Annotated in this window: 17 protein-coding genes; 11 read left to right on the top strand and 6 right to left on the bottom strand. The window is 63.4% G+C overall.

Features of this window, described 5'->3' with window-relative positions; translation table 11 throughout:
• Positions 1–156 precede the first annotated feature (156 nt).
• Positions 157–537: a DUF6477 family protein gene (locus D4754_RS15105; protein ID WP_240453897.1), complete on the top strand. Its 381-nt coding sequence runs from the start codon at positions 157–159 to the stop codon at positions 535–537.
• Here D4754_RS15105 and D4754_RS15100 read toward each other — a convergent pair.
• Both D4754_RS15100 and D4754_RS15095 read right to left on the bottom strand, forming a co-directional pair.
• On the bottom strand, positions 530–2,077 hold the full coding sequence (locus D4754_RS15100; RefSeq protein WP_121065039.1) for a trimethylamine methyltransferase family protein: 1,548 nt from the start codon (positions 2,075–2,077) through the stop codon (positions 530–532). The genes D4754_RS15105 and D4754_RS15100 overlap by 8 nt on opposite strands.
• 146 nt (positions 2,078–2,223) lie before the next feature.
• The gene (locus D4754_RS15095) at positions 2,224–3,063 is read right to left on the bottom strand and encodes a universal stress protein (RefSeq protein ID WP_121065038.1); all 840 of its coding nucleotides are present in this window, start codon (positions 3,061–3,063) and stop codon (positions 2,224–2,226) included.
• A 139-nt stretch (positions 3,064–3,202) separates the two neighbouring features.
• Here D4754_RS15095 and guaA point away from each other — a divergent pair, with 139 nt between their 5' ends.
• The 9 genes from guaA (at position 3,203) to D4754_RS24045 (ending at position 12,415) form a co-directional block, all read left to right on the top strand.
• Positions 3,203–4,762 (top strand): glutamine-hydrolyzing GMP synthase, encoded by a 1,560-nt coding sequence (gene guaA, locus D4754_RS15090; RefSeq protein WP_121065036.1) that lies wholly within the window; start codon positions 3,203–3,205, stop codon positions 4,760–4,762.
• 71 nt (positions 4,763–4,833) lie between these two features.
• Positions 4,834–5,721 (top strand): DMT family transporter, encoded by an 888-nt coding sequence (locus D4754_RS15085; protein WP_121065341.1) that lies wholly within the window; start codon positions 4,834–4,836, stop codon positions 5,719–5,721.
• 9 nt (positions 5,722–5,730) lie between these two features.
• On the top strand, positions 5,731–6,669 hold the full coding sequence (locus D4754_RS15080) for a DMT family transporter (protein WP_121065034.1): 939 nt from the start codon (positions 5,731–5,733) through the stop codon (positions 6,667–6,669).
• 39 nt (positions 6,670–6,708) lie between these two features.
• Positions 6,709–7,584 (top strand): ATPase, encoded by an 876-nt coding sequence (locus D4754_RS15075; RefSeq protein WP_121065033.1) that lies wholly within the window; start codon positions 6,709–6,711, stop codon positions 7,582–7,584.
• A gap of 316 nt (positions 7,585–7,900) precedes the next feature.
• The gene (metA, locus tag D4754_RS15070) at positions 7,901–8,818 is read left to right on the top strand and encodes a homoserine O-acetyltransferase MetA (RefSeq protein ID WP_121065031.1); all 918 of its coding nucleotides are present in this window, start codon (positions 7,901–7,903) and stop codon (positions 8,816–8,818) included.
• Positions 8,808–9,767: an alpha/beta fold hydrolase gene (locus D4754_RS15065; RefSeq protein ID WP_121065029.1), complete on the top strand. Its 960-nt coding sequence runs from the start codon at positions 8,808–8,810 to the stop codon at positions 9,765–9,767. The genes metA and D4754_RS15065 overlap by 11 nt, the downstream gene beginning before the upstream one ends.
• Before the next feature lie 53 nt (positions 9,768–9,820).
• Positions 9,821–10,690, top strand: coding sequence for a polyphosphate kinase 2 (ppk2, locus tag D4754_RS15060; protein ID WP_121065027.1), 870 nt, complete (start codon positions 9,821–9,823; stop codon positions 10,688–10,690).
• Complete coding sequence (locus D4754_RS15055; protein WP_121065025.1) at positions 10,683–11,300, top strand: TetR/AcrR family transcriptional regulator; 618 nt, start codon at positions 10,683–10,685, stop codon at positions 11,298–11,300. The genes ppk2 and D4754_RS15055 overlap by 8 nt, the downstream gene beginning before the upstream one ends.
• Before the next feature lie 152 nt (positions 11,301–11,452).
• Complete coding sequence (locus tag D4754_RS24045) at positions 11,453–12,415, top strand: hypothetical protein (RefSeq protein ID WP_163025934.1); 963 nt, start codon at positions 11,453–11,455, stop codon at positions 12,413–12,415.
• A 59-nt stretch (positions 12,416–12,474) separates the two neighbouring features.
• Here D4754_RS24045 and rpsI read toward each other — a convergent pair whose 3' ends face one another.
• The 3 genes from rpsI to D4754_RS15040 form a co-directional block, all read right to left on the bottom strand.
• A complete protein-coding gene (rpsI, locus tag D4754_RS15050; protein WP_121065023.1) occupies positions 12,475–12,966 on the bottom strand; it encodes a 30S ribosomal protein S9 in 492 nt (163 codons plus the stop codon).
• Between the two features lie 8 nt (positions 12,967–12,974).
• The gene (gene rplM, locus D4754_RS15045) at positions 12,975–13,433 is read right to left on the bottom strand and encodes a 50S ribosomal protein L13 (RefSeq protein ID WP_121065021.1); all 459 of its coding nucleotides are present in this window, start codon (positions 13,431–13,433) and stop codon (positions 12,975–12,977) included.
• Positions 13,434–13,598: 165 nt separating this feature from the next.
• Positions 13,599–15,020, bottom strand: coding sequence for an aminotransferase-like domain-containing protein (locus D4754_RS15040; protein WP_121065019.1), 1,422 nt, complete (start codon positions 15,018–15,020; stop codon positions 13,599–13,601).
• A gap of 95 nt (positions 15,021–15,115) precedes the next feature.
• Between D4754_RS15040 and D4754_RS15035 the strand changes: the two genes are divergently transcribed.
• Positions 15,116–15,343: a DUF1127 domain-containing protein gene (locus tag D4754_RS15035; RefSeq protein WP_121065016.1), complete on the top strand. Its 228-nt coding sequence runs from the start codon at positions 15,116–15,118 to the stop codon at positions 15,341–15,343.
• A gap of 151 nt (positions 15,344–15,494) precedes the next feature.
• Here the strand turns inward: D4754_RS15035 and D4754_RS15030 are convergent, their stop codons facing one another.
• A complete protein-coding gene (locus tag D4754_RS15030) occupies positions 15,495–15,917 on the bottom strand; it encodes a PaaI family thioesterase (RefSeq protein ID WP_121065014.1) in 423 nt (140 codons plus the stop codon).
• Positions 15,918–15,970: the final 53 nt, after the last annotated feature.

The following is a 15,970-nucleotide window of genomic DNA, read 5'->3' as shown; positions in this document are numbered from 1 at the left end:
TTACCAAACGCTTAACAAACCGAGACAGTGCAGATCATTGTTTGCAAATAATAAACAGTGCTGAATCCATCGTTCGCGAGTCATCGACAATACGCAACACCGGTCGGCGTTGTATATTTTCTGTCCACATCGAATCCGAAAAGGGACAGTTTCGCGATGCAAGATATTCTGAGCATGTTGAACAGCCTGAGACGCCCGCGGCTGCTGATCAGGGCCGCCCGGTTCGGGGCACGCGAATACCGCCGGGAACGGCATCTGCAACGGATTTTGGGCTATGGCGCGTTGCCGCGGCCGGCCACGGCGCTGATGCGTCTGATGGAACTGGAGCGCGAGCAGGACGATTGGCGAAAGGCAAACGAAGCCAGCTATTCCCTGCCCCGGCATCTGGACCTGCTGATCGCGATCATGGGCGAGGCCGAGATCCTGCAAAGCGCGCGTGCTAGCGAGGCGGCAAAGGCCGACCAACTGGTGGCGCAGGCGGCCTCAAGGGGCGGGCGCACGCGCCTCGCCCCCGTCGAGACCGCGCAGCTTACATGAAGGCGTCGGGCGCCGAGGCCTTCTTCTCTGCCACGTAGGCGGCAAGGGCTCCGGCGAGATCCGGATCCATCTGCGGCTGCTGGTAGGCAGCCAGCAGCTTGTCGACCCGGCGCGCGGCCAGTTCGAACGTGTCGGGAGACCCCTCTTCCGACCAGGTTTCAAAGGGTTTCGTGTCGTAGATGTCCGACGTCCAGAACGCCGTCTTGAAGTTGGCCTGCGTGTGTTCGCAGCCCAGGAAATGCCCGCCCGGGCCGACTTCGGCCAAGGCGTCCATGGCCTGGGCATTCTCGTCGATCTTCACGCCTTCGGCCATCCGGTGCAGCACGCCAAGCTGGTCGGCATCCATCACGAATTTCTCGAAACTGGCAACGAGCCCGCCTTCCAGCCAGCCGCAGGAATGGAGCATGAAGTTCACGCCCCCCATCAGCGCGGCATTCAGCGTGTTCGCCGTCTCGTACGCTGCCTGCGCGTCGGGCAGCTTCGATCCGCACAGCGCGCCGCCCGACCGGAACGGCACACCAAGGCGCCGCGCCAGCTGGCCCGCACCGTAAAGCACCTGGCTGGCTTCCGCCGTGCCGAAGGTCGGCGCGCCCGAGCCCATGTCGATCGAGGCCACGAAGGCGCCGAAGATCACCGGGGCACCGGGGCGGACAAGCTGCGAATAGGCGATGCCGGCCAGCACCTCGGCCAGCACCTGCGTCAGCGTCCCGGCCACCGTCACCGGCGACATCGCGCCACCGACGATGAAGGGAGAGATGATCGCCGCCTGCCCGGCCGCGGCGTAGATTTCCAGCGCGCCCATCATCGTGTCGTCGAATGTGAGCGGCGAGTTGATGTTGATCAGCGATGTCATGACGCAGTTCTGGTCGACGAACTCCTTGCCGAACAGGATCTCGCACATCTCGACCGAATCACGCGCCCGCGACGGTTCGGTCACCGAGCCCATGAAGGGCTTGTCGGACAGCGTCATGTGGGCATGCAGCATGTCCAGGTGGCGCTTGTTGACAGGGATGTCGGTCGGTTCGCATACCGTCCCGCCGGAATGATGCAGGTATTTCGACATGTAGCCCAGCTTCACGAAGGACCGGAAATCCTCCATCGTGGCATAGCGGCGGCCCATGGTCCGGTCGCGCACGAAGGGCGGGCCGTAGACGGGCGCGCAGACCATGGTCTTGCCGCCGATCTCCACGTTCCTTTGCGGATTGCGGGCGTGCTGCGTGAACGATGCCGGGGCCGTGGCGCACAGCTTTCGGGCCAGACCGCGCGGGATCCTCACCCGTTCGCCTTCAACCTCGGCGCCCGCGTCCCGCCAGCGGTCCAGCGCGGCCGGATTGTTGACGAAATTCACCCCGATCTCGGCCAGCACCGTTTCGGCGTTGGTCTCGATGATCTCGAGCGCCTCTTCGTTCAGGAGCTCGATGATGGGAATGTTTCGTTCGATGTAGCGTGCCGCCTCGATCCGCACGCCGGACCGTTCCGCCCGCCGTGCTGCTCCGCCGCCGCCTCTGGCGCGTCGTGCACGCCCGCCCTCTTCGCTCATGATCGGTCCTCGTGGTCCTTGTCCCAGCGCGCATAGCCCGGGGTCAGCCCGTGATAGCGCATGTCCGGGGCGGGCGAAGGCGATTTTTGCGGCGCGTGAGGGGTGAAAGCGACACCGGGACGTTCTGAACGCCCCCGGCCCGCGCCTCAGACCAGGGTTTCGGCGCGTCGTGCAACCAGCACGTCGCAGGGCGGATCGCGCAGGATCTGTTCGGTGAAGCTGCCCAGCATCGTCGGCGCCAGCCCGTGACGGGCATGGGCCCCCACGGCCAGAAGCTGCGGCCGGATCGCGGAAAGATGCTGCGACAGGGCATGGGCGCGGTTGGTGGGCTCCGGCTCGGGCTTTGTGATCCGGTCCGGCAGGTCGACCTTCTCCCACCAGTCGTCCAGCGCACGGGCCGCTTCACGTTCGAACGGGGCGAAGGCCGCATCGCCCGACATGGGCGCGATCATGCCCTTGTAGGGCACGTGGTAGGCATGGAAGACGGTCACATCGGCATCGGGCGCCATGGCGCAGCTGGTGTTGACGGCCGCCACGCAGGCCGGCGACAGGTCAATTCCCGCCAGCACGCGGTCATAGGTGTGATCGGCGGGATCCTTCACCAACAGCACGGGGCAGCGCGATCCGCGCACGATGCGCTCCATCGTGGTGCCGGAGAACAGGTCCCAGAAGGGCCGCGGGCGATGCACGCCCAGGCACAAAAGATCGGTATCGAACTCGGATACGGCGCCCACGATGCCCTCGACCGGGTTGTCCACATGCACCAGGATCTCGGCCCCGCGGTCCGAGACCGTCGCGCAGAGCGACGACAGGGCGGATTCGGTATCGGCCATGAGCTGGGCCGCGATCATTTCCGGCAGGTCCGAATCGACGATCGACAATACGGTCAGCTTTGCATCGAACTCTTCCGCCAGCAGAAAGGCGCGGCGCAACGCGCGTTCGGACCGAGGCGACAGGTCTGATGCCATCAGGATGTGCTTGAACATCGTGCCCGTTCCCCCGGAACAAATATTGCTTTCAAATAATAAGTAATCGGGTGCCGGGGGTGATACAACCTGTGCGGCAAGGTGGTTCGGGCGACCGCGCCCTCTTGCGCAGATCGGCCCGCCGGACTAGTGCGTTGCCATGCCAGAGACCTCACACGAACTCCTTCTGATCATCGACTTCGGAAGCCAGGTAACGCAACTGATCGCGCGCCGCCTGCGCGAGCTGAACGTCTATTGCGAAATCCGCCCCTACCAGACGGTGACGGCCGACCTGCTGGACGAGCTGAAGCCCAAGGCGGTGATCTTCTCCGGCGGCCCGGAATCGGTCACCAATCCCGACAGCCCGCGCGCCCCGCAGGAGGTGTTCGACCTTGGCGTGCCGATCCTTGGCATCTGCTACGGCCAGCAGGTGATGATGCACCAGCTAGGTGGTGAAGTGCTGTCCGGCGACGGCACCGCCGAATTCGGACGGGCGAAGGTGACTGCGGTCGAACCGCTGGATCTTCTGGACGGCTGGTTCGTGGAAGGACCCGAGCAGGTCTGGATGAGCCATGGCGACCATGTCAGCAAGTTGGCGCCGGGCTTCACAGTTTACGGCACCTCGCCCAACGCGCCCTTTGCGGTCACGGCCGATGCAAGCCGGCATTTCTACGCCGTGCAGTTCCACCCCGAAGTGCACCACACGCCGAACGGACCGAAGCTTTACGAGAACTTCGTGAAGATGGCAGGCTTCACCGGCGACTGGACGATGGCCGCCTACCGCGACGAGATGGTCCAGATCATCCGCGATCAGGTGGGCGATTCAAAAGTCATCTGCGCGCTCTCGGGCGGTGTCGACAGTTCGGTCGCCGCGGCGCTTCTGCACGAGGCCATCGGCGAAAACCTGACCTGCGTCTTCGTCGATCACGGCCTTTTGCGCCTGAACGAGGCTGACGAGGTCGTGGGCATGTTCCGCGACCACATGAACCTGTCGGTCATCCACGCGCAGGAGCAGGAGCTGTTCCTGGGCGAGCTCGACGGCGTGTCGGACCCCGAAACCAAGCGCAAGATCATCGGGCGCCTGTTCATCGACGTCTTCCAGAAATATGCCAACGAGATCGAAGGCGCCGCCTTCCTGGCGCAGGGGACACTGTATCCGGACGTGATCGAATCGGTCTCGTTCTCGGGCGGGCCGTCGCACACGATCAAGTCGCACCACAATGTCGGCGGCCTGCCCGAAAAGATGGGCCTGAAGCTGGTCGAGCCGCTGCGCGAACTGTTCAAGGATGAAGTCCGCGAACTGGGCCGCGAACTGGGCCTGCCCGAGCATTTCATCGGTCGCCACCCCTTCCCCGGTCCCGGCCTTGCGATCCGCTGCCCGGGCGAGATCACGCGCGAGAAGCTCGAGATCCTGCGCCGCGCCGATGCCGTCTATATCGACCAGATCCGCAAGCACGGGCTCTATGACGAGATCTGGCAGGCCTTCGCGGCGATCCTGCCTGTCCGCACCGTGGGCGTGATGGGCGACGCGCGCAGCTACGATTTCGCCTGCGCGCTGCGGGCAGTGACATCCGTCGACGGGATGACGGCCGATTTCTACCCCTTCAGCCACGATTTCCTGGGCGAAACCGCGACCCGCATCATCAACGAGGTCAAGGGCATCAACCGGGTGACCTACGACATCACCTCGAAACCGCCGGGCACCATCGAGTGGGAATGAGGCATGGGGCCGAGCGACAGCCAGCCTGACAGGGGTCGGTCCATCTGTGGCCCCAATCCCGTGACATGCGCATGAGCCCGGTCATCAAGGCTGGGATCTGGATGATCGGCGCGATCGTCTCGTTCTCTCTGATGGCGGTGTCAGGCCGGATCGCGGCCGAGGTGCATGACACCTTCGAAATCATGCTCTACCGCTCCATCGTGGGGATCGTGATCGTGTCGGCGGTGCTGACGGTCACCGGGCATTGGCGCCAGGTAACCACCAACCGGTTCGGCGAACAGATCCTCAGGAACGGGGCGCATTTCACCGCGCAGAACCTGTGGCTGGCCGCGATCACCATGATCCCTCTGGCGCAGGTCTTCGCGCTGGAATTCACGTCGCCGATGTGGGTGGTGTTCATGGCGCCGTTCCTGCTGGGCGAGAAGCTGACAGTGGTGCGGCTGGCCTCGGCCGTCCTGGGGTTCATCGGGGTGCTGATGGTGGCCCGGCCCGACGTGTCGGGCATCGATACGGGCATCATTTTCGGCGCGGCGGCGGCGGTGTTCTTCGCGCTGACCTTCATCTTCACCAAGCGCCTGACCAACACCGAAACGGTGGCCTGCATCCTGTTCTGGCTGACGGGGATGCAAGCGGTGTTCGGGCTGCTGGCCTCTGGCATCGACGGCGATATCGCGCTGCCCACGCTGCAATCCCTGCCGTGGCTGGCGCTGATCGGCCTGTGCGGGCTGTCGGCGCATTTCTGCGTCACCAACGCGCTGAAGATCGCGCCGGCGTCCACCGTGGTTCCGTTCGACTTCGTCCGCCTGCCCGTGATCGCAGTCATCGGCATGCTGCTGTATGGCGAGGCGCTGGACCTGTGGGTGCTGGCCGGCGCTGTCGTGATCTTTGCCGGCAATTACATCAACATCGTGGCCGAGAACCGCAAGCTTCGGATCGTCTCCTCTGCCGGCGCCGAGTAATCCTGTGTCATGACACAGCAAAAATCGCTTTCCCCGCGCGACTGGGGTCTCATGTTCCTGCTGGCCCTGATCTGGGGCGGCACGTTCCCGTCGGTCCGCGTGGCCCTGTTCGAACTGACGCCGCTCACGGCCGTCTTGCATCGCACGTTCTGGGCGGCGCTGGCGCTTTGGGTGCTGGCGCTGGTCACGCGGCAGAAACTGCCCAGAAACCCGGGCACCTGGGCCGCGTTCCTTGTCATGGGCCTGATAAACAACGCGATCCCGTTCTCGCTGCAAGCCTGGGGCCAGCTTCATATCGAAAGCGGGCTGGCCGCGATCCTCAATGCCTCGACCGCGATCTTCGGGGTGCTGGTGGCGGCGCTGGTCTTTGCCGACGAACGGCTGACGACGCGCAAGCTGGCGGGCGTGGTGCTGGGCTTTCTGGGCGTGGCCACGACCGTTGGCCTGTCGAACCTGATGGCGCTCGACCTCCACAGCCTGGCGCAACTGGCGGTCATCGCGGGCACCGTCAGCTATGCCTTTGCCGGGGCCTTCGCGCGGACCTATCTGGGCGGTCTGTCCCCGATCGTCGCCGCTGCCGGCATGCTGACGGGCGCCACGATCTGGATGCTGCCCATCGCCATCACCGCCGACGGCCTGCCCAGCTTTGACCTGCAACCGCAGACTTGGGCCGCGGTGTCCTATTATGCGTTGATCGCGACCGCCGGGGCGTTCCTTCTGTACTACCGCATCCTGTCTTCGGCCGGGTCGGGGAACCTGCTGATCGTCACGCTTCTGGTTGCGCCCGTGTCCATCGTGATCGGCGCCGTGGGACTGGACGAGGAACTGGCCCCCCGCGCCTTCGCGGGCTTTGCGATCCTGGCCGTTGGGCTGCTGACCCTGAACGGAACGCTCTTCCGGGGCGCCCTGCTCCGCCGCCTCCGCCACCCTGCGATTGACCCCCGCTGACGCTCTGCTAAAGACCGGCGGATCAATCGAGGGCAAGTCATGATCTACGAAACCGGTGACGAATGGCGGGCCGCCCCGCAGAAACGCGTGCTTGTCTTCGGCATGTCTGGGCTGGGCAAGACCTTCCTGTCGCAGATCCTGCGCGAAAGCGGCGACTGGTTTCACTACTCGATCGATTACCGCATCGGCACCCGGTACATGGGCGAATACATCACCGACGATGCCCGCGCCTACATGATGCAGGTCCCGTTCCTGCGGAACCTTCTGATGACGGATTCGATTTCCGTGATCCCCAACCTGTCGTTCTCCAACCTGAACGCGGTCACCGCCTATCTTGGCAAGCCGGGCGATCCCGACCGCGGCGGCCTGCCGCTGGAGAACTTCCAGGAACGGCAGGATCAGTTCCGCATCGCCGAGGTGCGCGCACTGCTGGATACCGAGTATTTCATCAGCCGCTCCGAACGTCTTTATGGCTATCCGCACTTCATCTGCGACACCGGCGGGTCGATCTGCGAATGGGTCGATCCCTTCGATCCGGCCGACGAAGTGATGGCCGCCCTGTCCGCCTGCACGCTGATGATCTGGCTGAAAGGCGACGATGCGCATACCGAAGCGCTGGTCCGCCGGTTCGACCGGGCGCCCAAACCTATGTCATACCAGCCGGAATTTCTGGCACGTACATGGGAATCCTACCTGGACGAGACGGGTGCGGCACCCGATCAGGTGGACCCCGACGGGTTCATCCGCTATGCGTATGCCCGTGCGCTGGCCCACCGCCAGCCGCGCTACGAGGCGATGGCGAAATGGGGGGTGACAGTGCCCGCCGCGCAGATGGAGCAGATCTCGGATCCCGAGGGCTTCGTCGACATCATCGCCAAGGCGATCGATGCCCGCAACACGGGCGACGGCGCCTGACCCCAAGGGCCCGGCCACTTCCGGCCAGCGTTGCCCGCCCCAATTCGACGGTCCCGGCAAGAAGGATCGCGCCCGACCTTTCGCCATGCCCGCGCGAACATGTCCTGCCTTTCGGCCGGTCACTGGAATCGCGCGCGCGGCGGCAAGGAGGATCCCGCCCGCGGGATCCGACGGGGGATGGGCGGGCGGGCCGCCGCGCGCGCGATTCCCTGCCCGCGGATCTTGGTTCACATACCCGTAAGGGTCTTCGCTCAGGGCCGTTGACTATGGCCCGGGTCTGTATAAATCGAGCCAGAGAGTCAGAGGACATTATGCAATGCCCATCAAGCTTCCCGCCGACCTGCCCGCCTTCGACGTGCTCAAGCGCGAAGGCGTCATGGTCATGACGGAGGACGAGGCAATGCGCCAGGATATCCGCCCGCTCCGCATCGGTCTGCTGAACCTGATGCCCCGCAAGATCCAGACCGAAACCCAGTTCGCGCGCCTGATCGGGGCGACGCCGCTACAGATCGATTTCCAGTTGATCTCGATGACCGGCCACAACCCGAAGAACACAGCGCCCGAGCACATGGACAGCTTCTACCGGACCTGGGAAGAGGTGAAGCACGAGAAGTTCGACGGCCTGATCATCACCGGCGCTCCGATCGAGACGCTCGACTTCGACGAGGTCACCTACTGGGACGAGCTGACCGAGATCATGAACTGGACCCAGACCAACGTGCATTCCACCTTCGGCGTCTGCTGGGGCGGAATGGCGATGATCCAGCATTTCCACGGGATCGAAAAGCATATCCTGGGAGAAAAGGCGTTCGGCTGCTACCGCCACGCCTGCCGGTCGACATCGTCCCCCTTCCTGCGCGGGTTCTCCGACAACTTCGTGATCCCTGTCAGCCGCTGGACCGAGATGAAGCAGGACGAGATCGACGCCGTGCCTGCGCTCGAAACCCTTGTCGGCAGTGACGAGGTCGGCCCCTGCCTTGTGGCCGATCCCGAGCACCGGGCGCTCTATATCTTCAACCATTTCGAATACGACAGCGATACGCTGAAGCAGGAATACGACCGGGACGTCTCGGCCGGTGTCCCGATCGAGGTGCCGGTCAACTACTATCCGTTCGACGATCCCACCCTGCCGCCGCAGAACCGCTGGCGATCCCAGGCGCATCTCCTATACGGCAACTGGATCAACGAGATCTATCAGTCCACGCCTTACGAGACGAGCGAGATTGGCCATTAAGATATTCCTCGCCCTTGCCGCCGCCCTGGTGCTGATCTGGGGCGTCGTCCTGTGGCGCGCGCAGGCCCGCGAAACGAAGGCCGAGGCCGCCTACCCGCCGCAAGGCCGGTTCGTCGACGTGAACGGCACGCGGGTCCATGCGGTGGTGATGGGCGAAGGCCCGGACCTTGTCCTGATCCACGGCTCGGGCGGCAACACCCGCGACATGACCTTCCGCCTTGCCCCCGCACTGGCCGAGGATTACCGCGTCATCATCTTCGACCGTCCCGGCTTCGGCTACACCGACCGGCTGGAGGGTGACGAGAGCATCTTCGCGCAGGCCGATCTGCTCTCGCAAGCGGCCGTGAAGCTTGGCGCCGAGACGCCGCTGGTGCTGGGCCAGTCCTATGGCGGCGCCGTTGCGCTGGCCTGGGCGGTGGAGCATCACGACCGCCTGTCCGGTCTCATCCCTGTCTCCTCTCCCTCTCACCCGTGGGACGCGCCGCTCGATCCGTTCTACCGCATCACGTCGTCCGGGTTCGGACAGGCCGTTGTCGTCCCCCTGATCACCGCCTTCGCGCCGCACGCCTATGTCGCGTCCTCGCTGGAATCGATCTTCGATCCGGAGACGCCGCCCGATGGCTATGCCGACCATCTGGGCCCCGGCCTCACGCTCCGCCGTGTGTCGATGCGCGCGAACGCCGTTCAGCGCGCGACGCTGCTGGACGAGATCACCGCGCTGGCCCCGCGGCTCGACACCATCGGCGTCCCGACCGGGATCGTGCACGGCACCGCCGACACCACCGTCGGGATGAAGATCCACGCGATCCCGCTGTCGCAAACCGTCGACGGCGCCACGCTGACCCGGGTGCCCGAAGCGGGGCACATGCCGCACCAGACCGCCACCGAAACCGTCACCGCCGCCGTCGCCCGCGCCGCCGCGCGGGCGGGTTTGCGTGAACAGCCTTAACATTCCATAGTCGCTCTGCGAAACAGATCCCGCAATCGCCCCAAGGAGCCACCATGGACCTGCCCTTCGACGGTGCCATAACCGACTATTTCGAGAACCACGCCCCCAAGACGGTGCGCCGGGAGATCGAGGGCGCGAAGAAGCACCGGGTCATGAACCCCGCCTATCCCTACAAGAAAGACATGGACAGCGACGCCTACCATGACGCGCTGGAGGCGCTGCAGGTCGAGGCGGTGAAGATGCAGGCCTGGGCCAAGCGGACCGGCCAGCGCATCGCGCTTCTGTTCGAAGGCCGGGACGCCGCGGGAAAAGGCGGCAATATCAAGCGGTTCACGGAGTACCTTAATCCACGCGGAACCCGTGTCGCCGCCCTGCCCAAACCGTCGCAGACGGAAGCAAGCCAGTGGTACTTCCAGCGCTACATCGCGCATCTGCCCGCCGCGGGGGAAATCGTGTTCTTCGACCGGTCGTGGTACAACCGCGCCGTTGTCGAACACGTCTTCGGCTTCTGCACCGCGGATGAGCGCGAACGCTTCTTCCGGCAGGTCCTCCCGCTGGAGGAGGCGCTGGTCGCCGACGGGATGCACCTGTTCAAGTTCTGGATCACCATCGGGCGCGCCGAACAGCTGGCGCGCTTCCTTGCCCGCGAACAGGACCCGCTGAAACAGTGGAAACTCTCGCGCATCGATGTCGAAGGGCTGGCGAAATGGGATGCGTATTCCCAGGCGATTTCGGAAATGTTCACCCGCAGCCACGCCGCACTTGCCCCCTGGACCGTGGTTCGCGGCGATGACAAGCGGTGCGCGCGGCTGGCCACGATGCGGCACGTGCTGATGGCGCTGGAGTATGACGGCAAGGACGAAACGGCCATCGGTGCGGCCGATCCCCTGATCTGCGGTGGGCCCGAACTTTACGATGCCTAAGCGCGGCTATCATCACGGGAACCTGCGGCAGGCGCTGATCGACGCGTCCCTGCCCCTGATCGAGGAACGCGGGCCGCAGGGCTTCACCCTGTCCGAGGCCGCGAAACAGGCCGGCGTCACCCCCGCGGCCGTCTACCGCCATTTCGAAGGCCGCGACGACCTGATCGCAGAAGCCGCGCGGCAGGGGTTCGAGATCTTCGCCGACCTGATGCAACACGCCTATGACAGCGGCCAGCCCTCGGCCCTTGCGGCGTTCGAGGCCACGGGCCGCGCCTACCTTGCCTTTGCCCGCAAGTTCCCGGGCCATTACATCGCGATGTTCGAAAGCGGCCTGTCGGTGAACCGCACGCCGGAGCTCGCCGCCGCCTCCGCCCGCGCGCGCGGGGTGCTGGAAAAGGCGGCCGTCGATCTGTCCCAGCACATCCCGGCCGACCGCCGCCCCCCGGCCACGATGTTCAGCGCCCATATCTGGGCGATGAGCCACGGCGTGGTCGAGCTATACGCCCGCGCCGCCCCGGGCGCCCAATCCCCCTATCCGCCCGAGGATCTGCTGGAGACCGGGATCGGGATCTACCTGCGGGGGCTGGGGTTGATACCGCCGGATCAGTGAAACTGAGCTGGGCTTCCAAGTCACCTTTCGAAGGCTTCGCATCCATGAAACTCTGCGCAAAGCTCAGCAAAACCTCACGCCAGGGCCCAACTGGCGGCATTTTGCTGCAGTCTAGCAGTATCACAGCCTGAAACGTTCTCGGGGGGTAGCCAGTGGCGCGAGCAAGAAAATCAAGAAATCATCACTGGTGGCCGGTCACCCTACAGAAACACTGGACCGACAGGCAAGGTAACTTACACTGGATAGAGCCAGATGGAACGGTCGACAGAAAGAAAGCCAAGAACCGCAAAATTGGATACAGCCTTCACGGACACACGATTTTCCAAGGCACTGAATGGGAAAGTAATTTCGAGAAGGATTTCGAAATTGACAACGACATTCCGAATATCATCGGGCAGATCCAAGAGCTAAAACCATTTGGCCGAAACGCCAAGGAATTTTTTCAGCTGCTAAGACTTTTTACAAAGAAAGATCGCAAGCTCAAAGATATGTGCAAATTCTATCGGCTGGAAGAAGATCTACACCGAAAATTGCTACTTTTTATTTTCTCGCTCTTGATAAGAAGCCCAGCATCGCGATCAAGATATGAATCCTATCCTCAAATGCTCGGACTCCCTCCCAACGAAAACGTCGGAAAGGGCAACATGTCGCAAAGCTATCATTTTGCAACTAAGCTTTGCAAAGAAGGCTTCATCACCAATCAATTCTTTGTGCTACTTCACTCGCCAATAAAAAAATTTGTTTTTGGTGATGGGTGTTTGGATTGGCTGACCAGCGGGCTAACTTTCAATTCCTTCCGAGGAAAGGCATTGGTGCCTTTAACGCCCCATATCTGTATCTATTTCTGCACGCCGACATCCATGACAAGGTCGCCAAATTGCGCATCTTTTAGTGCGGCTCCTTGGATGGTCGAGCGGATAAATCAGATTACCCAGATATACTCCAAAGACAAAATATTTTTTCATGGCAGTCCTCCGGAGATAAACGAAGCCTTCAAACAAAAAGACTTCCTTGAGCACACGGAGAGAACTGATAGCTTGATCGACCTGCTGGATGAATTGGCAGGAAATAGAAGGAGTACTAGTTTAGTTTATCTCGGCTTGGGCACACGTTAACCAAACAGCCAAAAATGGCCCCACAAGGGGGCCATTTCCAAAACGTAATCCGGCAAAGCTTAACGCTTCGAGAACTGGAAGCTCCGGCGGGCCTTGCGGCGGCCGAACTTCTTGCGTTCCACCACGCGGCTGTCGCGGGTCAGGAAGCCTGCCGCTTTCAACGCCGGGCGCAGGGCCGGGTCGTAGTATTGCAGCGCTTTCGAGATACCGTGCTTGACCGCACCGGCCTGCCCCGACAGGCCACCGCCCTTGACGGTTGCCATCACGTCGAATTCACCATCGACGCCGGCAACCTGGAACGGCTGGCGCAGGATCATCTGCAGAACGGGGCGGGCAAAGTACTTGTTCAGTTCCTTGCCGTTCACCGTCACCTTGCCCGAACCCGGCTTGATCCAGACACGAGCGATCGCGTCCTTCCGCTTGCCGGTGGCATAGGAACGGCCAAGCTCGTCGCGCTTGGCTTCGTAGATGATGGTTTCATCGGCGACCGGGGTCGACTCGATACCGGCGACGGACGCCAGTTCTTCCAGGGAATTGATCTGATCAGCCATTTTCTGGGTCAGCTCCGGGTGTTCTTTTTGTTCATCGCCTTGACGTCGAGCACTTCGGGCGACTGGGCCTCGTGGGGATGCTCGCCACCGGCGTAGATGCGCAGGTTGGTCATCTGCGTGCGGCTCAGCTTGTTACCGGGCAGCATGCGCTTGACGGCCTGCATGACCACGCGCTCGGGGTACTTGCCGTCAAGGATCTGCTGCTTGGTGCGGCTCTTGATCCCGCCGGGATAGCCCGTGTGCCAGTAGAAGTGCTCGTCGCGCTTCTTGCCGGTCATCTGGATCTTGTCGGCATTGATGACGATGACGTTGTCACCCATGTCCATGTGCGGCGTGAACGACGGTTTGTGCTTGCCGCGCAGACGCATCGCGACGATCGAGGCAAGACGGCCCAGAACGACGCCTTCCGCGTCGATCAGGATCCATTTCTTGTCGATATCTGCAGGCGTTGCAGAAAAGGTTTTCATTGCAGTCGGTCCTGGTTCTGATGGAAAGACCGGCACCGATGGGGCCGGCCTGAATTCGGATTTGCGGGATTTACGGGCTGTGGGCATGACAGTCAAGACCGCTATGCCTGAAATAACCTTACGAAATCAATGGCTTGAAAATATGGTATCATAATACCACATGTTTTAAACCTCCAGCTGCTCTGGCGGCTCGTCCAGAAGGCGGCGGAGGCGTGTCAAGGCGGCCTCGAAGGTGGGCAGCGGGACGCCTGCGTTGATGGCCATGCGCACGGCGTGGGGGGTGTTGGTGTTGCGGGTCGCGAAGTCCTCGGCCGAGCGGATCTGCACGCCCTGGGTTTCCGCGGCACGGCAGAAGGCGCCCGCGCGCCAGCCCAGCGGAAGGACCAGCCACAGGAACGGCACGTCCTCGCGCCAGTGCAGATCGTACATGCCCAGCACGTTGACGGCGCATTGCACGTAGGCCCCGATCCGTTCGCAGACCTGATCGCGCAGATCGCCGATGCGGGGGTGGCCTAGCAGCATGGCCGTCAGGTCGGCAATCGGGGTGGCGACGCCGAAGAAGCCGTGTTCGCTGGCCCGGCGCACGGCGGCGACGGAGCCTTCGGGCGCCACGGCAAATCCCACCCGCAGCGACGGCGTGATCAGTTTTGAGATCGACGAGACATACCACGCTCGCTCCGGCGCCAGCATCCGGTAGGTCGGCACTTCGGCGCGGGTGGTACGATAGACCTCGTCCTCGATGATCTGCACGTCATGACGGCGGCAGATCTCGGCGATCTGTCGGCGGCGGGCCAGCGGTGTGCGCAGGAGCGTCGGGTTGTGCACTTCGGGCGAGGTACACAGCACCTGCGCGTCGCAACTGCGGATCGCGGCCTCCAGCGCGGCGGGGTCGATCCCGTCGGCATCCATCGCCACCGGCACCACGTCGGCGCGCAGCAGCTCGGCGGCACGCCGGAACCCGGGATAGGACAGCTCCTCGACCAGCACGGCAGGCCGCCGCCCCTTCAACACGGCCTGCAGGATCAGGGATATCGCGTTCTGCCCGCCATTGGTCAGCACGACGTCCTCGGCCCCGAACGGCCCGATGGGCGCGCCTTCCATCCAGCTGACAACGGCCTGCCGTGCGGGGCGTGACGACTGGCGGCTGGGATAGTGCATCAGGCCCGACGGCGGATCCTTGGCGATATCGGCCAGCAGCTTCCGGATCAGCGTCGTCTGCCCCACCGCCGGCAGATGCGGCGAGAACAGGTTGACGTCGCCCGCGTTCCGATGCTCCGACCCGTGGGCGATCACGTCGATCTCCAGCAGGCATTCGTTGTCTTCGTCCAACGCGACGGCGCGCGGTTCGGCCACGAAGGTCCCGCGCCCGACCTCGCCCACCAGCAGGCCTTCGTCCGTCAGCATCGAATAGGCCCGCGCCACCGTGCCGGGCGTGATCTGCAACCGAAAGGCCAGGTCCCGCACCGGGGGCAGCTTCGCGCCGTGTTCCAGCTGCCCATCACTCACCGCCCGCCGGATCGTTTCGGCAACAAGCGTGTATTTCGGTCCCTTGGCATCCGGCAGCGGCGTGGCCCAAATTGTATCCATTACAATCTTTCGCTTTTCTCGGTACATTTCAGAGTGTATCAATCATTGTACTTGGTACGATCACTTTGTGTCAATACAATCGAAAGGACGATACGATGACACGCGTTTTGACTGCACATGACCTGACCCCCCTTGCCGCGGCGCCTTCGCTGCCGCTTGCCGCTGTGCTGGCAGTCAAGATCGCAACAGTGATTACCGAATGGCATTATCGCAAACGCAGCCGCAATGCGCTGTCGCGTCTCGATGACCGCATGCTGGAAGATATCGGGCTGACCTACCGCCAGGCACGCACCGAGGCACGCCGCCCCTTCTGGCAGGTCTGACACCACTCCCCGAGAGGACTACCTCTCCTGGCCGGGGTTCGCCCCGGCCTTTTTTTGTCAGACCGATCGGCAGCTTCCGCACGCCGGGACCGCGTCCCGGCCAGACATCGTGTCGGGACGCAGTCCCGGCCTTTTGACAGCCGCGCCGGATTCAGCGCCGCGGCGGGATGGAATAGGTCATCGACGACCGCGCGACGATTCCCTCGGACCCGTCCGACCGGATCAGCACATCGCAGACCGCCAGCGCCCGGCCCAGCTTCAACAAACGGCAGTCGGCGATCAGGTCGCGCCCGCCTTCGGGCTTGCGCATGAAATCGATGGTCGCGTTGGTGGTCACCGTCAGCGCCTCGCGCCCGATCTTGGCCAGAACCATCGCGTAGACCGTGACATCCGCCAGCGCGAACATGGCCGGCCCCGATACGGTGCCGCCCGGGCGCAAATTGCCCGCGCCCACCTTGAACCGCATTTGGACCGTGTCCTCGGTCAACGCCTCGACACGGTACAGGTCCATGACCTCCGGAAACACCTCCACAAGGAAGGTCTGCAATTCGTCGCGGTTCAGTGCCAGCACCATTCTTTCCCTCGCCTCATCTTCGGCCTAGAATTGTCCCCGGCCCAAGGGAGGAC

This window comes from Chachezhania antarctica (genome assembly GCF_003646465.1).
Lineage (GTDB): Bacteria > Pseudomonadota > Alphaproteobacteria > Rhodobacterales > Rhodobacteraceae > Chachezhania > Chachezhania antarctica.
Note: the sequence above shows the minus strand (reverse complement) of the source record. Positions and strands in the feature narration are given on the sequence as shown.